The sequence below is a fragment of the Pseudomonas sp. CCOS 191 genome (assembly GCF_001007005.1).
In the GTDB taxonomy this organism is placed as follows: Bacteria; Pseudomonadota; Gammaproteobacteria; order Pseudomonadales; family Pseudomonadaceae; genus Aquipseudomonas; species Aquipseudomonas soli.
Genome location: NZ_LN847264.1, coordinates 1,455,787 through 1,477,340, shown reverse-complemented (window position 1 = coordinate 1,477,340; position 21,554 = coordinate 1,455,787). Strand labels below are relative to the sequence as shown.

Sequence of the window (21,554 nt, the reverse complement as noted above, 5' to 3'; positions counted from 1 at the left end):
CCGCATCAACGACGTTGCAAGACATTTCAAGGGGTGGTTCCGGGCTGCAGACGCCGACGGATCGGCTCGAACTCCGCTGTGGCCTTGCGCACCAGTGGGTCAGGCGCTCCCTTGTCGATCGCCTGCCAGTATCGCCAGGGCACCTTGGCCGAACCCAGTTCGTAGTCCATGCCGTCCCAGCTGTCTTCGCGGAAGCTGTAGAACGCCCAATGCAACTGCTGGCGGTCAAGCACCGTGAGCACGTCCTCCAGGTATTGCCGGCAACCGGGCAGGCGGCGCATGCAACCGAACTCGCCAACCACCAGTCGCGAACGCGGCAGCTTGATGGCAGCGGCCCAATCCACCGACTTTTCCAGGTAGCGCGCGACCTGGCCGGCGTCCCACTGCTGTGTCTTCCCGGCGAACGGTACCGGCCCCGGGTAGGCGTATGGTTGGCGGCGGGCCAGGTTCGGCGCACTGGTGGCGGCATAGGGCTCGTACATGTGCACGCTGTACAGCACGCGCTCGTCCTCCAGCGCCGCGGGCCAGTAGCCGAAAGCGTCGGCAGCGGCGTACCAGCCGGCATCGACCATCACCGGCGTCTTGCCATCGACCTCGCGGATTGCCGCCAACAGTTGCCGATAGAGCGCGGGCAGGTCACGCGGCCCGCCCTGCTCGCGGGCGTACCACTGTTTCATCCGCTCGAGGTCGGCATGCTCGGCCAGGCCACCCTGCTTCTCAGGCGCAGGCTCGTTGACGAGGTTGTAGGCGGCGATGGCCGGGTGATCCTTGAGCGCCAGGGCAACGTCACGCCAGAAACGCGCGGCCTGGGCCCAGAAACGCTTGTCCTGCCACAGGCGGTCATCGAAACGATTGTCATTGTTCTGCGCCCAGCGCATGCCGGGAAGCGACAGTGGCGTGATGACTACCTTGAGCCCCGCGGCGTGGGCGCGGTCGAGCACTTCGACCAGTTGCCGCAGGTCGCTGGCGGCCAGGCCCTGGTAATCGTCGGCATTGCCCAACAGGAAATCGCGCTTGGCCGGCTGCCATTTGTCGTACGACAGGCGTACCCAGCTGGCACCGTAGCCTTTCAGGGCGTCGAAGTAGGCCTGGTCCGGGGGCAGGCGATTGAAGCTGTTGCCGCCATGGCGCGGTGTATCCCAGAAGTCGATCAGCTCGGCGGCGCTGGCGGGCATGCCGGCGAGCACAAGCAGGCCGGCGAGGATCCAGTGGTGCATGCGAGGCATTCCTGGTAGTGGGCGAGCGCACGAGGATAGAACAAGTGCCGGGTAAGGATTTCCGCTTTTTCCCGCAGGATTTTTCAGGCGTTGCCTACTGCAATGCCAGGCCAAGCACCACCACCAGTTCCAGCAACTCGAGCAGTGCCCCGGCGGTGTCCCCGGTAGTCCCTCCCAGGCGCTGGCACATCAACCGGCGCAACCAGGTGAACGCCACTGCCGCCAGCAGCAACACCCACAGCACCGGCCAGCCGCCCAGCGTCACGCAGAGTGCCGCGCTGCCCAGCAACACCCACGCGGCGCCGCGCCGCGGCAGATGCTCGGCCAGTGCCGACCCGAGCCCACCGGGGCGCACATAGGGGGTACCGAGGAACAACCCCAGCATCGCCGCGCGCCCCACCACCGGTGCCAGCACCAGCAGGCCGCCAGCCCCCCGCTCGACCAGTACCCACAGGGCACAGAACTTGAGCAACAACACCAGAACCAGGGTGACCACGGCGATCGGCCCGCTGCGCGGGTCCTTCATGATCTGCAAGGTGCGCTCGCGGTCGCCGAACCCACCCAGCCAGGCATCGGCGCTGTCGGCCAGGCCATCCAGGTGCAGCGCGCCACTGAGCAACACCCACAGCGCCAGCAGCAAGGCCGCATGCAGAGGGGCCGCCACGCCATGCAGCAGCTGGCTGGCCAGCCACAGCAACAGACCGAACAGCAGCCCCACCACGGGATAGAACAGCAGCGAACGCCCCATTTCCTGTGGCGCCGGCATACCCGGCAGGCGCACCGGCAGGCTGCTGAGAAACTGCAGGGCAATCCAGAACGGCAGCATCTCAGCGCACCTCGCGCAACTGACCGTCTTCAGCCACAGCCAGGCGTACCAGCGCGCCATGGCCGACCTCGACCTGCAACAATTGCTCACGTGGCAGCCCGCGCGCACGCGCCAGCAGCAAGCGCATCACCCCGCCATGGGTCACCACCAGCACCCGCTTGCCGGCATGCTCGCGGTGCAGACGCTCGACCGCGGCCAGCACTCGTTCGGCAAAGGCCAGCACCGGCTCGCCCGCAGGTGGGGTGAACGCATAAGGATCACGCCAGAACAGCCCCAGGGCATCGGCGTCGGCCTGCATGATCTGGGCGGTGCTCTGCCCTTCCCAGTCACCAAAATGCAGCTCGCGCACACCCGCCTCACGCTGCACCGGCAAGTTGATCCGTGCCCCCAGGTCTTCGGCAAACGCCGCGCAACGCTGCAACGGCGAGCTCACCAGCACATCCCAGGGGCCGGCAGCGACGGTGGCCTGACGCATCTGCGCCCAGCCGTTTTCGGTAAGGGCATCGTCGAGGCTGCCGCGCAGGCCACCGCCGAGCTCGGTCTCACCATGGCGCAACAGCTCGAGGATCATGCCGGACGATCCGCCACCGCGGCCTCGGCAAAGGTCGCCATCTGCCCGTGCAGGGCGCAGGCCAGGCGAATCAGCGGCACCGCCAGCGCCGCGCCGCTGCCCTCGCCCAGGCGCAGCCCCAGGGCCAGCAGCGGCTCGGCCTCCAGCGCCGCCAGCAGGGCCTTGTGGCCTGGCTCGGCGCCCTGGTGGGCGAACAGCAGCCACGGGCGGCATTGCGGGTTGAGGCGCACCGCCACCAGGGCGGCGACACTGCAGATGAAGCCGTCGACCAGCACCGCCACGCCGTGCTGGGCGCAGGCCAGGTAGGCACCCGCCAGCGCGGCGATTTCAAAGCCGCCGACACAGGCCAATGCCTGCAGCGGCTGGTCGGCGCGCAGGCCGTGCAGCACCAGGGCACGCTCGATCACCTCGGCCTTGTGGCGCACGCCGGCGCTGTCCAGGCCGGTGCCCGGGCCGCTCAGCTCACGCGCCGGGCAGCCCAGCAAGGTACTGGCCAGCGCGGCCGCGGCAGTGGTGTTGCCAATGCCCATTTCACCGCCGATGAACAGCTGGGCGCCGTTGTCGAGCGCGCGCAGGGCACTGTCGCGGCCGGCCTGCAACGCCGCCGCCAGCTGCGCGTCGGTCATCGCCGGCTGGCGGGCGAAGTTGGCGGTGCCGGACCCAAGATTCAGGTGATGGACACCGGGCAGTTGCAGCGTCGGGTCGATGGTACCGAGGTCGACCACCTCCAGTTGAGCATCCAGTTGGCGCGCCAACACGCTGATCGCCGCGCCACCGCCGACGAAGTTGCGCAGCATCTGCCCGGTCACCGCTTGCGGATAGGCGGAGATGCCCTCCTCCACCACGCCATGGTCGCCGGCGAAGATCGTGATGGCGACCCGCTCCAGGCTGGGACGCTCGCGCCCCTGCAAGCCAGCCAGGCGTACCGCCAGGCCTTCGAGCTGGCCGAGGGAGCCGGCCGGTTTGGTCAGCTGTTGCTGACGGGCGCGAGCCTGGTCCATGGCGGCGGTGTCGAGGGGTTGGCAGGCGTCACGCCACCACATCGGGGTCATAAGGCTGGTCCTTTGAGCATGAGAGGGAGACCGGCGACGGTCAGCACCACGCGCTGGCAGCGTTCGGCCACGGCCTGGTGCAAGGTGCCTGCGAGGTCGACGTAACGGCGGGTCAGTTCGCCCATGGGCACCACGCCCAGGCCGGTTTCGTTGCTGACCAGGATGATCGTGCCCGGCAGTTGCGCCAGGCTGGCGAGCAGCGCGTCGCGCTCCTGCGCCAGGCGCTGGTCATCCTCGAGCATCAGCAGGTTGGTCAGCCACAGGGTCAGGCAGTCCACCAGCAGGCAGCGCCCTTCGGCGGCTTCGGCGTGCAGCACGGCGGCCAGCGCCACGGGCTCTTCCACCAGCCCCCAATGGGCCGGACGCCGTTCACGGTGCAAGCGCACGCGTTCATTCATCTCGCCGTCCAGCGGCTGGCTGGTGGCGATATAGGTCACCGGCAGGCCGCTGGCTTCGGCCAGTTGCTCGGCCAGGCGGCTCTTGCCCGAACGGGCGCCGCCAAGGATCAGGCTGTGCATTTCAGGCGACTCCACACAGTTCGCGCAGGCGCGCGGTGTCCAGGTGCTGCTCGACCAGGTCGGCCAGGCGCTCGATATCGCGCTCGCGCAGGGCCTCGTAGTCGATGGTCTGCGCATCGGCCAGCCCGGCCCAGCGCAGCAGCGCGGCGCACGACTGGCTACCCTCGAACAGGCCATGCAGGTAGGTGGCGAGGATCTGCCCGTCGGCGCTGATGGCGCCATCGGCACGGCCATCGGCCAGTTGCACTGCGGGGCGCTCCAGCGCCAGCCCGCTGGTGACGCCGGCATGGATTTCATACCCCGCCACCGGGGCCTGCTCGAGATCGAGCGTGCCCGCCACGTTACGCAACTGCTTCTCGGATTCCAGCACGGTGCTGTACGCCAGCAGGCCCAGACCATCACTGGAGCCGGCCGGCCCCTCCAGGCCCAGGGGATCATGCACCTGCTCGCCGAGCATCTGCAGGCCACCGCAGATGCCGATGAGCTTGCCGCCATAACGCAGGTGCCGGGCGATGGCCGTGTCCCAGCCGCGCTCGCGCAGTTGCGCCAGGTCGCCGCGCACGCTCTTGGAGCCAGGCAGGATGATCAGGTCGGCTGGCGGAATCGGCTGGCCCGGGCCGATGAACTGCAGGTCCACCTGAGGGTGCAGGCGCAGCGGGTCGAAGTCGGTGTGGTTGCTGATGCGCGGCAACACCGGGACGATCACCTTCAGTAGGCGCTCACTCTTTTCGCCCTGGCGCGTATCGATACCATCCTCGGCCTCCAGGTGCAGGTCGGTGACGTAGGGCAGCACGCCCAGCACCGGCTTGCCGGTGCGCTGCTCCAGCCAGTCCAGGCCAGGTTGCAGCAGGGCGATGTCGCCACGGAAACGGTTGATGACGAAGCCCTTGACCCGTGCCTGCTCGCTCGCCGACAGCAGCTCCAGGGTGCCGACCAGATGGGCAAACACGCCGCCCCGGTTGATATCGGCCACCAGGATCACCGGGCAGTCGACGGCCTCGGCGAAGCCCATGTTGGCGATATCACCAGCACGCAGGTTGATCTCCGCCGGGGAACCAGCACCTTCGACCATCACCACCGGATAGGCTGCGCTCAAGCGCTCGTGGGAGGCCAACACCGCCTGCATGGCGATGGTCTTGTAGTCGTGATAGGCCACGGCGTTCATGCTGGTCACCGCCCGGCCATGGACGATCACCTGGGCGCCGGTGTCGCTGTTGGGCTTGAGCAGCACTGGGTTCATGTCGGTGTGCGGCGCCAGCCGGCAGGCCTGGGCCTGCACCGCCTGGGCGCGACCGATCTCGCCGCCGTCGGCGGTCACGGCGCTGTTGAGCGCCATGTTCTGTGGCTTGAATGGCACCACGGCGATGCCCTGGCGCAGCAGCCAGCGGCACAGGGCGGTGACCAGCGTGCTCTTGCCGGCATCGGAGGTGGTGCCTTGCACCATGAGGGTGGTCATGCCGATTCCTTGTGATAGTCCGCCAGGGCCTGGGCCAGGCGTTGCTCGTCCGCCGCCGTGGCGGGCAGGCCGAAGCGCAGCGCCGACGGCCGCTCGAACAGCCGCACCAGGATGGCCCGGCGAGCGAGATAGTCATGCAGGTGCGCGGCACGTTCGTCACGTACGTATTGGAACAGGTCGCAGCCACCGCTAGGTGGCAGGCCAGCACCTTCGAGCGTCATGGCAAGGCGCTGGCTGGCCTGGGCGCAACGGGCAATCTGCGCCAGGTGCGTCGCCTCGTCGGCGAAGCACGCCTGCCCCAGCACCCGGGTCGGGCCACTGACGGTCCAGGGCCCGAGCGCCTCGGCCAGTGGCCGCAACACATCCGCCTCGGCGACGACGAAGCCCAGCCGCACGCCGGCCAGACCGAAGAACTTGCCGAACGAGCGCAGCACGATCAGCCCGGGTTGTCCGGCCTGATCGACCACGCTGTGTGCCGGCGTGTTGTCCATGAAGGCTTCGTCCACCAACAACCAGCCACCCCGCGCAGCCAGACGCGCATGCCAGGCCAGCAGCCGCTCACGGGGCACACAGCGACCGGTGGGGTTGTTGGGATTGACCAGCACCAGGACATCCAGGCTGTCGAGTGCGTCCTCGACCTGGGCCTCATCCAGCTCGACCAGCGCATGCCCCGCCCGCGCCCAGGCATGCGGATGTTCGGCATAGCATGGCGTCAGCACCCCGACCCGAGCGGTCGGACGCAGGTACGGCAAAGCCTGGATCGCCGCCTGCGAGCCGGCCACCGCCAGCAGCGGCTGCGCGCCATAGTAGCGCCGTGCAGCCGCCTCCAGACCGTCCTCGGTCTCGGGCAGTCGAGCCCAGGCGTCCACGGGAATCGGTGGTATCGGGTAGGGCCAGGGCGCGATACCACTGGACAGGTCGAGCCACTGGTGCCGAGGGATCGCGTACTGTTTCACCGCCCGTAGCAGGCGGCCACCGTGCTCAAGCATTCAGGTAGGCTCCCACGCAGATCAATAGCACCCACAGCCACACGCCGCGCTGCACCAGGCTCCAGCCACGCTCGATGGCATCAGCGTCGGCCATCGGCCCCTCGCCCAGGCGCGGGCGTTCGTGCAGCTCGCCGTGGTACACCGCCGGGCCACCCAGCTCCACCCCCAGGGCACCGGCCCCCGCCGCCATCACCGGGCCGGCGTTGGGGCTGTCCCACAGCGGCGCCTGCTTGCGCCAGCAGGCCAGGGCCAGGCGGGTCTTGCCCAGCAGGGCATAGGTCAGCGCCACCAGCCTGGCGGGAATATAGTTCAGCCCATCGTCGATGCGTGCCGCGCACCAGCCGAAGCGCTCGAAACGTTCGTTGCGATAGCCCCACATGGCATCCAGGGTATTGCTCAGGCGGTACAGCACCACCCCCGGCGCCCCGGCCACGACGAACCAGAACAGCGCGGCGAATACCGCATCGCTGCCGTTCTCCAGCACCGACTCGGTGGCCGCCCGGGCCACGGCAGGCTCATCCAGTTCGCGGGTCTCGCGGCTGACCAGGTAACCGACGCGCCGCCGCGCCTCCTCCAGGTCGCCCTGGCGCAACGCCTGGGCCACCGGCAGCACATGCTCGCCCAGACTGCGTAGGCCGAGGGCGCAGTACAGTGCCAGAACGTCCACCATCCAGCCGATAACAGGCAGCCAGGAAAGGATCAGCGCCAGCAAGGTCAGCGGCACCACCGCCAGGAACCAGGCCGTGACACCGTGGCTGCGCCAGCCCCGGCCACCAGCGTTGAAGCGCTGCTCCAGGCGCGCGGCAAGGTTGCCGAAGCCCACCAGCGGATGGCGCCGCCGCGGTTCACCCAGCAGTGCATCCAGGGCCACGCCGGCCACGGTCAGCAAGGCCACGCTCATGGGCATTCCCCCCAATGGTTCTCGTACAGCATGTCACTCAACGGCCGTTGCTCAGCCCAGTCTTCGAGCACCAGCATCGGCGCCGGGTAGAATTCGGTCACCGGCCCCAGGCACAGCACCGCCATGGGCTTGGCGCCTGCGGGCATGCCCAGCAGCTCGGCCAGGGCCTGCGGCTCGAACAGCGACACCCAGCCCATGCCCAGCCCCTCGGCCCGCGCCGCCAGCCACAGGTTCTGAATGGCGCAGGCCAGCGAAGCCAGGTCCATCTCCGGCAGGGTGCGGCGGCCGAAGACATGCGCCTCGCGCTTGTCCATCAGCGCTGCCACCAGCACCTCGGCGCAGTCGTTGATGCCTTCGACCTTGAGCTTCATGAACTCATCGGAGCGCTCGCCCAGGGCTTCGGCTGTGCGCACCCGCTCCTCCTCCACCAACGCCTGGATACGTTCGCGCAAACCGCGCTGGCTGATACGAATGAACCGCCAGGGCTGCATCAGGCCCACGCTGGGGGCCTGGTGAGCAGCGGCCAGCAGACGCCCCAGCAACTCGGGCGCTACCTCGCCGCCGGCGAAATGGCGCATGTCGCGGCGCTCACCGATGGCCCGGTAGATCGCCGCGCGTTCAACGGCGCTGTACGCGTGTTCGCTCATGGTCGCAACAGCGCCGCCGCCGCGTCGGGGTTGGACGGAAAATAGAAATGCACGTAGGAAGCGGTCAGCCGCCCCAGGCGATAGACCGCCTCGTTGCCGCGTCCGCCGTTGGGGCTCAGGCCCCGGGCAATCGGTTGCAGCTCAGTGCTGGTCAGCGAATGGTGATAGGTGTGGCCACGCAGGGTGCCTTCGGGCAACTCGACGGCCTGCAGGGCCAGGGCCGCCAGGCGCTTCTGCATGGTCGCCTCGCCCGGCAGCAGGCCTGCCAGCGGCGCACGCACACCGGCCACATCGGTCAGAGCGTCGAGCAGGTAGAGCATGCCGCCGCATTCGGCCAGCAGCGGCTTGCCCTCGGCGTGGTGGCCACGGATCGCCTCCAGCATCGGCGTGTTGGCGGCCAGGGCCTGATGGTGCAGCTCCGGGTAGCCGCCTGGCAGGTACAGGCTGTCTACATCAGGCAGTTTCCGATCATGCAACGGCGAGAAGAATTCGAGCTGCGCGCCGAGGCTGCGCAGCAGATCCAGGTTGGCGCCATAGGTGAAGGCGAAGGCTTCATCGTGGGCCACCCCGATGCGCACCCCGGCAAGCGGCGTGGTCACGCCCAGTGGCTCAGGTCGGGCAAAACCGACCGGTGGCGGCAATGCGGCATCGCAGCTGGCACCCAGCGCCTCGGCGGCGGCATCCAGGCGCGCATCCAGGTCATTGAGTTCACTGGCCTGGACCAGGCCCAGGTGGCGGCTGGGCAGCTCGATGCCACGCTCGCGGGACAACCCGCCATACCAGCGCAGGCCTTCGGTGAGGCTGCCTTCGAGCAACTGCGCGTGGCGCAGGCTGCCAACCCGGTTGGCCAGCACCCCGGCGAACGGCAGGTCGGGCTGGTAACGCGCCAGGCCCAGGGCCAAGGCGCCGAAGGTCTGGGCCATGGCCGTGCCATCGATCACCGCCAGCACCGGCACGCCGAAATGGCGGGCCAGGTCGGCGCTCGACGGCGTGCCGTCGAACAGCCCCATCACGCCTTCGATCAAGATCAAGTCGGCCTCGCCCGCCGCTTCCCACAGCAGGCGACGACTCTCCTCGGCACCGATCATCCACAGGTCCAGCTGGTAGACCGGCGCGCCACTGGCACGCTCGAGGATCATCGGGTCGAGAAAGTCAGGCCCGCACTTGAACACCCGCACCTTGCGCCCGAGGTTGCGGTGCAGGCGGGCCAGGGCGGCGGTGACCGTGGTCTTGCCCTGGCCCGAGGCCGGGGCCGCGATCAGCACGGCGGGGCATTGGCGCGAGTCACTCACAGCTCGACGCCCTTCTGTGCGCGGATACCGGCCTGGAAGGCGTGCTTGAGCATGCCCATCTCGGTGACGGTGTCGGCCAGTTCGATCATTTCCGGCTTGGCTGCACGGCCGGTGACGATCACATGCTGCATCGGTGGGCGGGCCTGGATGTCCGAGAGCACCTGGTCGAGGTCGAGGTAGCCATGCTTGAGGGCGATGTTCAGTTCATCGAGTACCACGAACTGGATCGACGGATCCTGCAGCAACTGGCGCGATACCGCCCACGCGGCCTCGGCGGCGGCGATGTCGCGCTGGCGGTCCTGGGTCTCCCAGGTGAAGCCCTCGCCCATCACGTGATAGCGCACCTGCTCGGGGAAGCGGCGGAAGAACAGCTCTTCGCCGGTGCTGTTGCGGCCCTTGATGAACTGCACCACGCCGCATTGCATGCCATGGCCCAGGGCGCGGGCGAGCATGCCGAAGGCCGAACTGCTCTTGCCCTTGCCATTGCCGGTCAGTACCAGCAGCAGGCCGCACTCGTTGGGGGAATTGGCGATGCGCTCGTCGATGATCGCCTTCTTGCGCAGCATGCGCGCCAGGTGACGTTCGTCGCGTTCGGTGGATTCGCTCATCAGGGGTCTCCGCAGGCTGTCGCCGGTTGGCGACAGGGAAAAGGCGGGCAGACGGAGAACGCGCAGGGGCCGTGGCCCCAGGCCACATCGCACCGCACATCACCCTCCGTGATGCCGTTGGCAGTGACAGGCCGGTCTCCGGGCTCGCGAGCGGGACATGCCCGGGCCACGCGCCCTTCCGGGTACTAGTGTCCCTGCGCAGCCTTCTACTCACCTACCGTTGCGGGGGCAGCGCCGGATTCGCGCCTGCTGGCGCCCACCGGCTTCCCAGTTTCACCCTGCCGAACCTCGGTTCGTCGGGCACCTGAAACACGCCGCGAAGGTTAGAGGGTTGCACAGGGAGCGTCAATCGAACGAGGACCGATCTGGCCTGGATCAATGGCCGATTCGCCAGCTTGTGCCACACTCAAAGCAGTGATATCACATAGCCACCATTTCGGCTGACCTCGATCACAATGACAAGGAGCGCAGCATGCAAGGCCTGATCATCAACAACCCGCGCCTGGAATTCCTGCGCCCGGCCCTGGAACGCTGGGTCGACTGCATCGACCGCTTCAACCAGTTCCAGGGCGACAACGAAGCCCCTTACTGGCACGGCGCCGCCGCCAATGCCGGGCTACTCGCGGCCGCCGCCTGGCAGGCCGAGCTGGTGGCGCTGCAGCAGTACACCAGCAAGAAGCAGCGCGACGAAGGCGAGCGCGAAGCCCGTGGCGACCTGGCCATCAGCAGCGCCGAGGAGTCGATCCACCTGCACACCAGCCAGCGCTGGCCACGCATTGCCCGCCTGGACCTGGCGCCGGCGCTGCAGGAAGCCGCCAACCAGGCCAAGGCGATCGCCTACGCCAGCCAGCTCAAGGCCGGAGCGTTGTTCGTCACCCCGTGGAAGGCCGGCCAGCACGCCAGCCCCGAGGAGCTGCAGGACCTGGTCGATGACCTGCAGAAACACACCGCCTGCGCGATTGCCTGGTACTTCCCTTATGCCTATCGCAAGCTGCACAACGAGCTGGGGCAGTATTTCCCCGGTGTGGCGCTGCTGCTCAAGCAGGGCTAGGGCGATCCGCAACGGGTAACCTCACCTCAACGCTGGCCACCACCGGCGGCAGGGATGAACCGGTCCGCCACCGCCTGGTTCCTGAAACGTGCGCGGTAGATATCCCTATTGAAAGGCTGACCGGTCCGCAGGTCATGCACGATTGCCGTGCCGGGCTCGGGCACCGTGGCAAGCTGCACACGAACGAACCGATAGCCCTCTCCATATATCTGCTGCAAACTCTCGATGCGGAAGTAGCGCCCCGGCAGAAAAAGGGTTTCAGCCTCCATCGGGTAGATCGAGAACGGGCTGATCGGTCTACCACCCTGGTAGCGCTGCGCCGGTAATTCGAAAATCACCGAGCTGTCATCGAACCCGCGGATTTCCCCATCCTCTTCTTCACCGCTACCAGTCGACGCGAACTCGCAGGCCTTGTAAGGGTTTTCGGTGAAGGAGCTCAGGTCAGTGTTGACCAGCATATCGCCCACCTGCAGGCGTCCGCTGCGATAACCCTCTCCACCCGTCCCCCGCGTCGCGTGACCTCCGCGATACAGTGTGACGGCGTTGTTCGCAGGCAGCGCTTCCAAAGTGTCGGCAAGACGTCCGATATAGTCATCCATGTCCGGATGCGCGTAAGTGCCATAGCGGAACACATCGTTGACCTTTGATGCCTCGTGGGTGTAATCCTCGATCAATGCGTTGGAGAACTGCCTTCCCCGACGATAGGAATATACCGGCCTGCCCGCGCGCAGCACGCAAGGCAGACCACGAGCATCCAGGTCGTACACCTGGCCAGGCGCAAGCTCGACAACACCCGCGCCAACCAACACGTTTTTTTGCCGCACGATGGCCTTGGTCGACAGCTTGGCGCTCTCCCACAGCTCGGTCCGGCAATAGGTATCCCAAAACTCCGAGCGCAGGCTCGGCAGTTCGGCTGCTACCGCGGGCGCACCACCGAGCAACCGTGGCGGCTCCAGCAGTTCCCATTCATCCTGGTCACTCAGCCGTACCGGATGCAACGCGGTAAAAGCGAAAGGGTTGTCCTGCGGCACAATCAGCCAGACGGAGAGCTCATGGCTGTAGCGCACCCGATAGTTCAAGCCATTGAGGGTAATCCAGCAACTACCATCATTGCCCAAGCGTACACCACGCAAACGGCCACTTTGCACCACTTCGCCGGCTACCAGCGCGTTGGCCTCCTGCCCTTCAACCGGCAGGGTGGCACTGCGAACCCTCTGCCATTGCCCAAGCGATGCCCTGATCTCATGGGGCGGCGCTTCGTAAGCCAGTGAGCCGAAGCTTGTGGTGAAGCCGATATCTACCATGTTCAACGCCGTAAACAGGCTGTCGAGCATGGCATCGCGCAGCGCACTCTGACGTACCTGCTCGTCAACGGCATGTACCGCGGCGTCCACATCCAGCCCCACTTTGCCAACGCCAGCCCCCAGCAGCGTCAGACTCATGGGCCACCCCAACGGCGCAAAGCCACCGAACACCTTGAGGAACGCCGACAGATACCCCTGCCACATCGCCTTGCGTAGTGCAGCATTGCTCTGGATGACTTCGGCAGTCTGGCGCATCTCGATCAAGACCTGGTCGACCAGTACCTCGAACAACGCCTTGCCCGGCTCACGTTTGAACAAGGAGAGTGCGACGACGGCCATCTCGTCGGAGCGACTGTCGGCAATACCTTGCAGGTGCACCTTGATCAGCCTCCTGCCGGAGTCATCTCGCGGATTGACATGTGCCCCCTCGACAAATGCCTGCTGCGCCTGGGTAGATTGCAGATGCTGACGCAGCCAGCGCGCCATGGTCAGTTCGGAATCGAACCCCCGCACGGCCTCATGTGACCACGGCATGTACAGCACGACGCGCCCATCCGCAGCCGTCAGCCGGTACAAACTACCGCGGTCGGTTTCGCCAAAGACATAGCGGCTGACAGTCAACGGCGGGTGGGTCGCGTCCTGCTCCAACAACGCCAGGGTTGGCAGTACCCCCGTCGTCAGGCCATTCGCGGCGACCGCCCGCAGACGCTGACAGTCGAGCTGGCTAATCAGACCGCGGCCCAGGGCCTTGGCGGCTTGTCCAAGCAGATTGATCTTGGCGATGACCCTGAAATGCCGGCCATAGTCGGACCAAAATCGCTCGATCGCGGCCCGATAGACCTCGGCGAAATCCAGCGCCCACAAGTCATCCAGGATCTCACGCCCCAACAAGTGAACTTCATTGCGCTCATCGAACTGGGCGACTCGGGCGCCCTGCCGGTAGAAGCCTCCGATTTGATCCAACTGGTCAGGCGCATCCTGGAACTGCACATCGAAGCGCTCGACCACCAACTCGGCCAGCCCCATCGACTTGACCGGTGCCCCCGAATGCTTCCAGCCGTTGAAGGTAAGCGGGCTACTGCTGCCGCTCTCGAACTGATGCCACCAGACAAAGCGCGGATCCATCACCTTGCCGGTGTGCTTGAGCAGAAGGCGCGCAGCCTCCCGATTTGCCAGTATGAAGGGGTCTGGATACTGGCGGACAATCTCGTCCACCAGGGCCGCCAGCGGCCGCCCTGTGTCCAGTGCATCGAGGCTGCGCTCGACCCGCTCCTTGATAGTGCTCATTAACCGCTCCGAGGATGTCGTTATCGGACGAACATCCTGATCGGCGCAGCGCAGGGAGGAGCGGTAGAAGGATAGTGTTGGGGACCCTGATCAAGGGCCCGCCTGCCTGGTCAAGGGTTCTGCGCCAGATGCCCCGCCGGGATCACCCGCTTGGCCTGCAGGTAGGCCTTGGCCCAATAGCTGCTGGACAGGTAGTCCAGGCGCACGGTACCGCCAGCGGACGGTGCATGCACGAAACGCCCCTCGCCCACGTAGATCCCGGCATGGCTCACCTGCGAGCCACCGCCAGTGGCAAAGAACACCAGGTCGCCCGACTGCAGGGCGTTGATGTCAACGTTCGGCGCACGCATCACGATCATGTCGCGGGTAGTGCGCGGCAGGTTGATGCCGGCGGCGTCACGGTACACGTAGCCAATCAGGCCGCTGCAATCGAAACCGGCGTCCGGCGTGTTGCCGCCCCAGCGATAGGGCGTGCCCACCAGGCCAATGGCGCGGAACAGCACATCGTCCGCCGCGGGCGATGACGGCGCAGGGTTGAACACCACTGGGGCTTTGGCCATCGGTGCCGGAGCGGGCGCCCGGCTGGAACAGGCCGCGAGCAGGGCCACGAGGGAGAGGAATGCGAAGCGCGCCAACATCGCCATGATGCAAACGTCCTGTCGGGAAGCCCCCGGCCTTGGCCGAAGGTAAAAAGAGTTGAGGATTTAGATTAGCTGCTTTCTGTAAATGCGCACGGCGGCGAGCTTTTCAGCTACGCCGCCGTGGCAGGGTACAGCATTTTGATATCAATTCAATTGCGCGAGATCGTGGTCGGCGCCATGGCGAGCGCGCGTTTGGCCTCGATGAAGGTCTTGCTCCAGTAGCGATCGCCCAGGCTGTCGATGCGCACGCCACCACTGCGGCGGCTGCTGGAATGGATGAACTGGTTGTCACCCAGGTAGATGCCGGCGTGGCTGACGCGACCACGACCGTTGGTGCTGAAGAACAGCAGGTCGCCGGGCTTGAGCTTGTTGCGCGCGACTTTCGGTGCGTCGACGTTGATCATCTCGCGGGTCGAGCGCGGCAGGTTCATGCCGGCCTCTTCGCGGAACAGGTAGCCGATGAAACCGCTGCAGTCGAAGCCGGACTTCTCGGAGGTACCACCGAAGCGGTAGCGGGTACCGATCAGCGCCATGCCGCGTTCGAGAATGCTGTCGGCCAGCACGGGCAACTGGTACGGCTTGCTGTTGCTGGAAAATGCCTCGAGGTCATCTTCGCTGGCCAGCTCTTCCTCGGCGAATACGGAAGAGGTAGAGGCCTTGGCCTTGACCGATTGCTCGGTGGCCATGCGTTGATCCTGCGAAGGCGCGACCGAGCCGGTGGAGGCACAGCCGTAAAGAAGGGTGACAAGTGCAAGTGGCACGAGGGGTGCGAAGCGCTTCAGCATGGGCACGACCGTGTCTGTAGTCCTTTAGAAGGGGGAAACTATGCCTTCTATCGGACCCATTTGCAAATTTTATCGAAAAACATGTGACTTTTCCGATTCGACGCTCTGGCACCGTGTTTTCAGCGCTACCAGCCGAGGGTTTCCTTGAGGAATGGAATGGTCAACTTGCGCTGGGCCTGCAAGGAAGCCTGGTCGAGCCGCTCGAGCAGGTCGAATAGCGCGCTCATGCTGCGCGTGCCACGGGTGAGGATGAAGTGGCCGACCTCGTCGGTCAGGTGCAGGCCGCGGCGCGAGGCACGCAGTTGCAGGGCACGCAGCTTGTCCTCGTCGGACATCCCGCGCATCTGGAAAATCAGCGCCAGAGTCAGCCGCGACTTGAGGTCGGCCAGCTTGATCGGCAGCTCCCGCGGCGAGCTGGAGGCTGCCAGCAGCAGGCGCCGGCCACTGTCGCGCAGGCGATTGAACAGGTGGAACATGGCCTCTTCCCAGTCGGCCTTGCCCGCGATCACGTGCAGATCATCGATGCATACCAGCTCGTATTGCTCGAGATGGTCGAGCAGTTCGACGCCACGCTCGAGCAATTGCGCCAGGGGCAGGTACACGGCGGGCTCGCCGAGTTGCTGGAAGCGGTGGGTGGCGGCCTGCAACAGGTGGGTACGGCCCACGCCCTGCTTGCCCCACAGGTAGATGAGGCTTTCGGTCCAGCCGGCGTCGGCTTCGCAGAGCCGCTCGACATAGCCCAGTGCCGCGGCATTGGCGCCGGGGTAGTAGTTGATGAAGGTGGCGTCGTCGCGCAGACGCACACCCAGGGGCAACTGGATCGGTTTCATGCTCGCGGGCGGTCGCGGGGACCACAGGGGGCCTTTGATGAACAGTGTGCAAAGTCTATACCCGCAACGCGGGCGGCACAATCCGGCAGGGGAATAGCACAAGTAAAATCAAGCAGTTGCGTTGCGGTGCAGGCCCGCTCCCACGCCCCCGAGTGTTCAAGACTCCAGGCATGGGAGCGGGCCTGCCCCGTGATCGCTCACAGATCCGGGTCTATTTCCCCGGCGTACATGTCCGATTCCTTGTACAGGTCGTGGACATGGCGCAGCAGCACCATGATCACCGCCGCCACCGGCAGCGCCAGCAGCACCCCGGTAAAGCCGAACAGCTCACCGCCAGCCAGGATCGCGAAGATCACCGCCACCGGATGCAGGCCGATGCGGTCGCCCACCAGCAGTGGCGTCAGCACCATGCCCTCCAGCGCCTGCCCGACCATGAACACCGCGACGATACCGAGCATGGGATAGAGGTCGCCGCCGAACTGGAACAACCCGGCGACCAGCGCTGCGCCGATGCCGATGATGAAGCCCATGTACGGCACGATCGCCGCCAGCCCCGCCAGCATGCCGATCAGCAGGCCCAACTCCAGGCCCACCAGCATCAGCCCCGAGGAATAGATGACGCCCAACGCCAGCATTACCAGCAGCTGCCCGCGCACGAACGCCCCGAGCACCTCGTGGCACTCGCCGGCCAGCCCCACCACCTGCGGCTCGCGCTGGCGCGGCAGCAGGCTGCGCAGCTTGGCCATCATCAAGTCCCAATCGCGCAGCAGGTAGAAGCCCACCACCGGGATCAGCACCAGGTTGGCCAGCCAGCCGATCAGCGCCAGGCTGGAGGCGGTGGCCTGGGACAGCAGCACGCCGACGATGTCGGTGGTCTGGCCCATGTGCTCGCCGATCGCGGCCTTGATCTTGTCGAACTTCCAGAAGCCATCCGCCAGGCCCAGGCGGCTCTGCACCCAGGGCAGCGCCACGTGCTGCAGCCAGTCGAGCATCTGCGGCGCCAGCTCGTACAGGCGCAGCAGCTGCTTGGCCAGCATCGGCACCAGCACCAGCAGCAGGGCCAGGAAGATCAGGGTGAACAGGCTGAACACCACCACCACGCCCCAGGTGCGCGACAGCCCGAGCCGCTCCAGGCGATCGACCAGTGGGTCGGCGAGGTAAGCCAGCAGAATGCCCACCAGGAACGGTGAGAGGATGTTGTGCAGGAAGTACAGCAGCACGGCGATCACCAGGGCCGCGCCCAGCCAGATCCAACGACGCATGTCAGTCATTCGCGCCACTCCTTACCAGCGAAAGCGCAGGCCGTCGAACGGCGTTGCGGCAGTGGTGGGCGGCGGTGTGCCGGTATCGCCTTGCGCGCTCGGCGCAGGCGGGGCGGCGGCTGGCTCGGCAGGCAGCTCCTGTAGCTTGGCCAGGCCCAGTTGGGCGCGCAGTTGCTCGCGATTGCCGCTGACCCGGTAGGTCAAGGTGCCGCCTTCAGCCATCTGCAAGCGGGCGCCATAAGGCTCCAGTACCCGGCTCAGTTCGGCGTAACGCTGCAGGTTCATCCCCTGCACCTGTACCTGCAGGTCGCTGCTGGCGCCGGGCCGCGTGACATAACGCGGCGCCAGGCGGTTGCTCACCGCCAGCAGCACCGCATCGGCCAGGGCCGCCTGGTCGCTGCCTTCGGCGTTGCCCTGTTCGCGCTGGTCGCCCAGCCACAACTGCCACTTGCCCTGCCACTTGCCGTCGGCCTCATGGGCGTGCACCGCCAGCAAGGCGTCGGCGCCATAGCGCTCGGACGCCTCGCGCAGCGGCGCGGGGTCGTTACCTTCGAGCAGCTTGGCATTGGCCACCAATTGCTCCTGCAGATCGGCCAATGGCAGGCGCAGGGGCAGGCCGCGATGCTGGGCAGCCCGACGCAATGGCTCGGCGGCGCTCTGGCCATCGCCGACCAGGCTGCTGCCCTCGATACTGTCGTTCAACCACCAGCCCAGGACCGACGGCCGGTTGCTGCCCCACAATGCCAACCCGGCCTGGCGCAGGGCGCGCTCGGTGCTGCCGGGGTCGAACTCGACCAGCACCGACTCCGGTGGGCCTGCCTCGGTGCCGACCTGGTTGATGATCTGTTGCGGGTCCTTGCGCAGCGCGGCCAGTGCCGGGTTCTGCGCGGCCTTGGGATCGCCGGTCAGGCGCAGCACCAGGGTGTCGAGCGCCTTGCCGGTCGCCTGGGCGCGGGCCTCGCTGCCCTGCCCTTCGACGGGCTCGCGAACCTGATACAGGCCCGAGACGGTTTCGGCCTGCGCGAGGGTGCCGGCCACGACAAGGCAGCCGCCAGCAAGGAAATTGAGAAGACGCATTGAGGATTCCTGTCCAGATGACCTTGGGGCGACGCGCCCTTGCCTGTGGGCTGTGACCGCGCCACGCCGGAAAATGCTCCGCCGTGCCGCGCCTTTGCGCACGTCGCCATGCCTATACCTTATACAGGCGCCGACGCGGCAACCAGTCGCACAGGGTGAAACAGCGTTTTTTGCCCAGATTTCCCGCCTGCCCGTCGGCCTGAGGATGGCCGCCTTGGGGCAACCCTGATAAAATCGCGCGCCTTCGCAGACCAGTGACGTACAGGCAGCCGCCGTTTCTGAAAGTGGCCTTGGCCGTCCCGGTCGTTTTTCTGAATCCCTCCCTCCTAAAGGCCTGGATCAATGAGCAAGCAACCCTCCCTGAGCTACAAAGACGCCGGTGTAGACATCGACGCCGGCGAAGCACTGGTCGAACGCATCAAGGGCGTCGCCAAGCGCACCGCACGCCCTGAAGTCATGGGTGGCCTGGGCGGCTTCGGCGCCCTCTGCGAGATCCCGGCCGGCTACAAGCAGCCGGTGCTGGTCTCCGGCACCGACGGCGTCGGCACCAAACTGCGCCTGGCGCTGAACCTGAACAAGCACGACAGCATCGGCCAGGACCTGGTCGCCATGTGCGTCAACGACCTGGTGGTGTGCGGCGCCGAGCCGCTGTTCTTCCTCGACTACTACGCCACCGGCAAGCTCAACGTCGACGTGGCCGCCACCGTGGTCACCGGCATCGGCGCCGGTTGCGAACTGGCCGGCTGCTCGCTGGTCGGTGGTGAAACCGCCGAAATGCCAGGCATGTACGAAGGCGAAGACTACGACCTGGCCGGCTTCTGCGTCGGCGTGGTGGAAAAGGCCGAGATCATCGACGGCTCGAAAGTGGTCACCGGCGACGCCCTGCTCGCCCTGCCATCCTCCGGCCCGCACTCCAACGGCTACTCGCTGATCCGCAAGATCCTCGAAGTGTCCGGCACCGACATCGACAACACCCAGCTCGACGGCAAGCCGCTGGCCGACCTGCTGATGGCGCCGACCCGCATCTACGTCAAGCCCCTGCTGCAGCTGATCAAACAGACCGGCGCGGTCAAGGCCATGGCCCACATCACCGGCGGCGGCCTGCTGGACAACATCCCGCGTGTGCTGCCAAAAGGCGCCCAGGCCGTGGTCGACGTGGCCAGCTGGCAGCGCCCGGTGGTGTTCGACTTCCTGCAGGAAAAAGGCAACGTCGACGAACATGAAATGCACCGCGTGCTGAACTGCGGCGTGGGCATGGTCATCTGCGTGGCCCAGGACCAGGTCGACAACGCCCTGAACGTGCTGCGTGCCGCTGGCGAGCAGCCGTGGGTCATCGGCCAGATCGCCGAGGCCGCCGAAGGCGCCGCCCAGGTCGAGCTCAAGAACCTCAAGGCACACTGATGCCGGGCAAGACCTGCAACGTCGTGGTACTGCTGTCGGGCTCCGGCAGCAACCTGCAAGCGCTGATCGACAGCAACAGCGCCAGTGACAGCCCGGTACGCATCCGCGCGGTGATTTCCAACCGCGCCGATGCCTACGGCCTGGAACGCGCCAAGGCAGCCGGTATCGACACCGCGGTGCTCGCGCACACCGGCTTCGACGGTCGCGAAGCTTTCGATGCGGCGCTGATGGCACTGATCGACGGCTTCGCACCCGACCTGGTGGTGCTGGCCGGTTTCATGCGCATCTTGAGTGGCGGCTTCGTGCGCCACTATCAAGGCCGCCTGCTCAACATACATCCGTCACTGTTGCCCAAGTATAAAGGGCTGCACACCCACCAGCGTGCGCTGGAGGCTGGCGATGCCGAGCACGGCTGCAGCGTGCACTTCGTCACCGAGGAACTCGATGGCGGGCCTTTGGTCGTACAGGCTGTGGTGCCGGTTGCAACGGACGACACCGAGCAGACGCTCGCCCAGCGCGTGCACCTGCAGGAACACCAGATCTACCCGCTGGCGGTGCGCTGGTTCGCCGAAGGACGCTTGCGTCTGGGCGAGCACGGTGCATTACTGGATGGCCAGCCGCTGGCGGCCAGCGGTCACTTGATTCGATCCTAGGAGAATTTATGCGTCGCGCCCTGCTCTTGGCTCTCGCCGTGCTCGCCCTGCCCCTCCAGGCAGCTGATCTGAAGCCTTTCGCGGCCAGCTACACGGCTGACTGGAAGCAGCTGCCCATGAGCGGCACTGCCGAGCGCAGCCTGGTGAAGAACGCCAACGGTACGTGGGACCTTAATTTCAAGGCCTCCATGATGATCGCCAGCCTGACCGAGCAAAGCACCCTCAAGCTCGACAACGACACCCTGCTGCCGCAGAAGTACCACTTCGAACGCGGCGGCCTGGGCAAGGCGAAGAAGGTCGACCTTACCTTCGACTGGACCGGCAAGAAGGTGACCGGCAGCGACCGTGGCGACGCGATCAGCCTGCCGCTCAACCGCGGCGTGCTGGACAAGTCGTCCTATCAACTGGCGCTGCAGCATGACGTGGCCGCTGGCAAGAAAAGCATGACCTACCAGGTGGTCGACGGTGACGAGATCGACACCTACGACTTCCGCGTGCTGGGCACCGAGAAAGTGGCCACCAAGACCGGCCAGGTCGATGCGGTCAAGGTCGAGCGCGTGCGCGACCCTAGCCAGAGCAAGCGCATCACCGAGCTGTGGTTCGCCAAGGACTGGGACTACCTGCTGGTGCAACTGCGCCAGGTCGAGACCGATGGCAAGGAATACGTGATCGTGCTGCAGGATGGCACGGTGGACGGCAAGGCAGTCAAAGGCAACTGATAGTGCTGCCTGTGATACCCGAAGCCCCGCCTTGTGCGGGGCTTCTTTTTCAGGCCAACACTGCCAGCTGTAGGAGCGGCTTCAGCCGCGATCACCAGCAAAGCAGGTGCCCCTGTGGCGCCTGCATCGCGGCTAAAGCCGCTCCTACAAGGTGCGCGCCAGCGTATTCATGCTTCATGAAACTTGTTTCATCGCTGTTTTATTTACTTAGCCTGCTAACAAACTCTATAAAGAGGGTGTGCGACACGCTGTCGCAGCCAACTGAAGCAGTGGAGTTTAACGATGACAGTCCAAGTAACCGAACGCGACGAATCGAAAATGTCCCACGAAGGCCTGGCCGCTGGTGTGCGGATCTGGGATGTGCATCAACAGGGCCAATTGGTCGGCATGTTCCATGATGAGCACCAGGCCCAGCAGTACCGCATGGAGCTGGAATACCTAGAGAACCAGCGACCGTCGCAATAACA

At 66.1% G+C, this 21,554-nt stretch carries 22 protein-coding genes and 1 riboswitch; of the genes, 5 read left to right on the top strand and 17 right to left on the bottom strand.

Going from position 1 to position 21,554, the window contains the following annotated elements; translation table 11 throughout:
- Nucleotides 1-26: 26 nt before the first annotated feature.
- The 11 genes from CCOS191_RS06720 to cobO all read right to left on the bottom strand — a co-directional run bounded on the left by CCOS191_RS06720 (nucleotide 27) and on the right by cobO (nucleotide 10,077).
- Nucleotides 27-1,217 carry a glycoside hydrolase family 5 protein gene (locus CCOS191_RS06720; RefSeq protein ID WP_046854550.1) on the bottom strand — a complete coding sequence of 397 codons (1,191 nt, stop codon included), beginning with the start codon at nucleotides 1,215-1,217 and terminating at the stop codon, nucleotides 27-29.
- A gap of 94 nt (nucleotides 1,218-1,311) precedes the next feature.
- The gene (locus CCOS191_RS06715) at nucleotides 1,312-2,043 is read right to left on the bottom strand and encodes an adenosylcobinamide-GDP ribazoletransferase (RefSeq protein ID WP_046854549.1); all 732 of its coding nucleotides are present in this window, start codon (nucleotides 2,041-2,043) and stop codon (nucleotides 1,312-1,314) included.
- A 1-nt stretch (nucleotide 2,044) separates the two neighbouring features.
- Nucleotides 2,045-2,614, bottom strand: a complete 570-nt coding sequence (cobC, locus tag CCOS191_RS06710) for an alpha-ribazole phosphatase family protein (protein ID WP_046854548.1) — start codon at nucleotides 2,612-2,614, stop codon at nucleotides 2,045-2,047.
- A complete protein-coding gene (gene cobT / locus CCOS191_RS06705; RefSeq protein ID WP_046854547.1) occupies nucleotides 2,611-3,666 on the bottom strand; it encodes a nicotinate-nucleotide--dimethylbenzimidazole phosphoribosyltransferase in 1,056 nt (351 codons plus the stop codon). Before cobT ends, cobC begins: the two co-directional genes overlap by 4 nt.
- The gene (gene cobU, locus CCOS191_RS06700) at nucleotides 3,663-4,184 is read right to left on the bottom strand and encodes a bifunctional adenosylcobinamide kinase/adenosylcobinamide-phosphate guanylyltransferase (protein ID WP_046854546.1); all 522 of its coding nucleotides are present in this window, start codon (nucleotides 4,182-4,184) and stop codon (nucleotides 3,663-3,665) included. Before cobU ends, cobT begins: the two co-directional genes overlap by 4 nt.
- A 1-nt stretch (nucleotide 4,185) precedes the next feature.
- The gene (locus CCOS191_RS06695) at nucleotides 4,186-5,640 is read right to left on the bottom strand and encodes a cobyric acid synthase (protein ID WP_046854545.1); all 1,455 of its coding nucleotides are present in this window, start codon (nucleotides 5,638-5,640) and stop codon (nucleotides 4,186-4,188) included.
- The gene (gene cobD / locus CCOS191_RS06690; protein WP_046854544.1) at nucleotides 5,637-6,629 is read right to left on the bottom strand and encodes a threonine-phosphate decarboxylase CobD; all 993 of its coding nucleotides are present in this window, start codon (nucleotides 6,627-6,629) and stop codon (nucleotides 5,637-5,639) included. Before cobD ends, CCOS191_RS06695 begins: the two co-directional genes overlap by 4 nt.
- Nucleotides 6,622-7,530 (bottom strand): adenosylcobinamide-phosphate synthase CbiB, encoded by a 909-nt coding sequence (gene cbiB, locus CCOS191_RS06685; RefSeq protein ID WP_046854543.1) that lies wholly within the window; start codon nucleotides 7,528-7,530, stop codon nucleotides 6,622-6,624. Before cbiB ends, cobD begins: the two co-directional genes overlap by 8 nt.
- Nucleotides 7,527-8,177 (bottom strand): 5,6-dimethylbenzimidazole synthase, encoded by a 651-nt coding sequence (gene bluB, locus CCOS191_RS06680; RefSeq protein ID WP_046854542.1) that lies wholly within the window; start codon nucleotides 8,175-8,177, stop codon nucleotides 7,527-7,529. The genes cbiB and bluB overlap by 4 nt, the downstream gene beginning before the upstream one ends.
- Nucleotides 8,174-9,469 carry a cobyrinate a,c-diamide synthase gene (locus tag CCOS191_RS06675; RefSeq protein WP_046854541.1) on the bottom strand — a complete coding sequence of 432 codons (1,296 nt, stop codon included), beginning with the start codon at nucleotides 9,467-9,469 and terminating at the stop codon, nucleotides 8,174-8,176. The genes bluB and CCOS191_RS06675 overlap by 4 nt, the downstream gene beginning before the upstream one ends.
- Nucleotides 9,466-10,077 (bottom strand): cob(I)yrinic acid a,c-diamide adenosyltransferase, encoded by a 612-nt coding sequence (gene cobO / locus CCOS191_RS06670; RefSeq protein ID WP_046854540.1) that lies wholly within the window; start codon nucleotides 10,075-10,077, stop codon nucleotides 9,466-9,468. Before cobO ends, CCOS191_RS06675 begins: the two co-directional genes overlap by 4 nt.
- 112 nt (nucleotides 10,078-10,189) lie before the next feature.
- Nucleotides 10,190-10,400, bottom strand: a riboswitch (cobalamin riboswitch).
- A 149-nt stretch (nucleotides 10,401-10,549) separates the two neighbouring features.
- On the opposite strand from cobO, the gene CCOS191_RS06665 reads away from it, so the two are divergent.
- Entirely contained in the window at nucleotides 10,550-11,128 is a 579-nt protein-coding gene (locus CCOS191_RS06665) for a hypothetical protein (RefSeq protein WP_046854539.1), read from the top strand.
- Between the two features lie 26 nt (nucleotides 11,129-11,154).
- Here the strand turns inward: CCOS191_RS06665 and CCOS191_RS06660 are convergent, their stop codons facing one another.
- The 6 genes from CCOS191_RS06660 to CCOS191_RS06635 form a co-directional block, all read right to left on the bottom strand.
- Nucleotides 11,155-13,719 (bottom strand): dermonecrotic toxin domain-containing protein, encoded by a 2,565-nt coding sequence (locus CCOS191_RS06660; RefSeq protein WP_046854538.1) that lies wholly within the window; start codon nucleotides 13,717-13,719, stop codon nucleotides 11,155-11,157.
- Nucleotides 13,720-13,829: 110 nt separating this feature from the next.
- Nucleotides 13,830-14,363 carry a C40 family peptidase gene (locus CCOS191_RS06655; protein ID WP_046854537.1) on the bottom strand — a complete coding sequence of 178 codons (534 nt, stop codon included), beginning with the start codon at nucleotides 14,361-14,363 and terminating at the stop codon, nucleotides 13,830-13,832.
- A 146-nt stretch (nucleotides 14,364-14,509) separates the two neighbouring features.
- On the bottom strand, nucleotides 14,510-15,145 hold the full coding sequence (locus CCOS191_RS06650; RefSeq protein WP_046854536.1) for a C40 family peptidase: 636 nt from the start codon (nucleotides 15,143-15,145) through the stop codon (nucleotides 14,510-14,512).
- 125 nt (nucleotides 15,146-15,270) lie between these two features.
- Entirely contained in the window at nucleotides 15,271-15,975 is a 705-nt protein-coding gene (gene hda / locus CCOS191_RS06645) for a DnaA regulatory inactivator Hda (RefSeq protein ID WP_031314897.1), read from the bottom strand.
- A gap of 197 nt (nucleotides 15,976-16,172) precedes the next feature.
- On the bottom strand, nucleotides 16,173-17,246 hold the full coding sequence (locus CCOS191_RS06640; protein WP_046854535.1) for an AI-2E family transporter: 1,074 nt from the start codon (nucleotides 17,244-17,246) through the stop codon (nucleotides 16,173-16,175).
- A gap of 12 nt (nucleotides 17,247-17,258) precedes the next feature.
- Nucleotides 17,259-18,314: a DUF2066 domain-containing protein gene (locus CCOS191_RS06635; RefSeq protein ID WP_046854534.1), complete on the bottom strand. Its 1,056-nt coding sequence runs from the start codon at nucleotides 18,312-18,314 to the stop codon at nucleotides 17,259-17,261.
- A gap of 342 nt (nucleotides 18,315-18,656) precedes the next feature.
- Here CCOS191_RS06635 and purM point away from each other — a divergent pair, with 342 nt between their 5' ends.
- From purM to CCOS191_RS06615, 4 genes are all read left to right on the top strand, one after another.
- Nucleotides 18,657-19,715, top strand: coding sequence for a phosphoribosylformylglycinamidine cyclo-ligase (gene purM / locus CCOS191_RS06630; RefSeq protein WP_046854533.1), 1,059 nt, complete (start codon nucleotides 18,657-18,659; stop codon nucleotides 19,713-19,715).
- Nucleotides 19,715-20,368, top strand: coding sequence for a phosphoribosylglycinamide formyltransferase (gene purN / locus CCOS191_RS06625; RefSeq protein ID WP_046854532.1), 654 nt, complete (start codon nucleotides 19,715-19,717; stop codon nucleotides 20,366-20,368). The genes purM and purN overlap by 1 nt, the downstream gene beginning before the upstream one ends.
- Nucleotides 20,369-20,376: 8 nt before the next feature.
- Entirely contained in the window at nucleotides 20,377-21,087 is a 711-nt protein-coding gene (locus CCOS191_RS06620) for a DUF3108 domain-containing protein (RefSeq protein WP_023630171.1), read from the top strand.
- 282 nt (nucleotides 21,088-21,369) lie between these two features.
- Nucleotides 21,370-21,552, top strand: a complete 183-nt coding sequence (locus CCOS191_RS06615; protein ID WP_023630170.1) for a hypothetical protein — start codon at nucleotides 21,370-21,372, stop codon at nucleotides 21,550-21,552.
- Nucleotides 21,553-21,554: the final 2 nt, after the last annotated feature.

Excerpts from the sequence above, each read along its gene's own strand:
- CCOS191_RS06620 (WP_023630171.1), top strand. The coding sequence starts at position 20,377 with ATGCGTCGCGCCCTGCTCTTGGCTCTCGCCGTGCTCGCCCTGCCCCTC.
- bluB (WP_046854542.1), bottom strand. The coding sequence starts at position 8,177 with ATGAGCGAACACGCGTACAGCGCCGTTGAACGCGCGGCGATCTACCGG.
- CCOS191_RS06665 (WP_046854539.1), top strand. The coding sequence starts at position 10,550 with ATGCAAGGCCTGATCATCAACAACCCGCGCCTGGAATTCCTGCGCCCG.
- CCOS191_RS06715 (WP_046854549.1), bottom strand. The coding sequence starts at position 2,043 with ATGCTGCCGTTCTGGATTGCCCTGCAGTTTCTCAGCAGCCTGCCGGTG.
- purM (WP_046854533.1), top strand. The coding sequence starts at position 18,657 with ATGAGCAAGCAACCCTCCCTGAGCTACAAAGACGCCGGTGTAGACATC.
- cobT (WP_046854547.1), bottom strand. The coding sequence starts at position 3,666 with ATGACCCCGATGTGGTGGCGTGACGCCTGCCAACCCCTCGACACCGCC.
- CCOS191_RS06635 (WP_046854534.1), bottom strand. The coding sequence starts at position 18,314 with ATGCGTCTTCTCAATTTCCTTGCTGGCGGCTGCCTTGTCGTGGCCGGC.
- CCOS191_RS06640 (WP_046854535.1), bottom strand. The coding sequence starts at position 17,246 with ATGACTGACATGCGTCGTTGGATCTGGCTGGGCGCGGCCCTGGTGATC.
- CCOS191_RS06655 (WP_046854537.1), bottom strand. The coding sequence starts at position 14,363 with ATGGCGATGTTGGCGCGCTTCGCATTCCTCTCCCTCGTGGCCCTGCTC.
- CCOS191_RS06720 (WP_046854550.1), bottom strand. The coding sequence starts at position 1,217 with ATGCACCACTGGATCCTCGCCGGCCTGCTTGTGCTCGCCGGCATGCCC.
- cobU (WP_046854546.1), bottom strand. The coding sequence starts at position 4,184 with ATGCACAGCCTGATCCTTGGCGGCGCCCGTTCGGGCAAGAGCCGCCTG.
- cobD (WP_046854544.1), bottom strand. The coding sequence starts at position 6,629 with ATGCTTGAGCACGGTGGCCGCCTGCTACGGGCGGTGAAACAGTACGCG.
- cobO (WP_046854540.1), bottom strand. The coding sequence starts at position 10,077 with ATGAGCGAATCCACCGAACGCGACGAACGTCACCTGGCGCGCATGCTG.
- CCOS191_RS06695 (WP_046854545.1), bottom strand. The coding sequence starts at position 5,640 with ATGACCACCCTCATGGTGCAAGGCACCACCTCCGATGCCGGCAAGAGC.
- CCOS191_RS06650 (WP_046854536.1), bottom strand. The coding sequence starts at position 15,145 with ATGCTGAAGCGCTTCGCACCCCTCGTGCCACTTGCACTTGTCACCCTT.
- CCOS191_RS06660 (WP_046854538.1), bottom strand. The coding sequence starts at position 13,719 with ATGAGCACTATCAAGGAGCGGGTCGAGCGCAGCCTCGATGCACTGGAC.
- cobC (WP_046854548.1), bottom strand. The coding sequence starts at position 2,614 with ATGATCCTCGAGCTGTTGCGCCATGGTGAGACCGAGCTCGGCGGTGGC.
- cbiB (WP_046854543.1), bottom strand. The coding sequence starts at position 7,530 with ATGAGCGTGGCCTTGCTGACCGTGGCCGGCGTGGCCCTGGATGCACTG.
- hda (WP_031314897.1), bottom strand. The coding sequence starts at position 15,975 with ATGAAACCGATCCAGTTGCCCCTGGGTGTGCGTCTGCGCGACGACGCC.
- purN (WP_046854532.1), top strand. The coding sequence starts at position 19,715 with ATGCCGGGCAAGACCTGCAACGTCGTGGTACTGCTGTCGGGCTCCGGC.
- CCOS191_RS06615 (WP_023630170.1), top strand. The coding sequence starts at position 21,370 with ATGACAGTCCAAGTAACCGAACGCGACGAATCGAAAATGTCCCACGAA.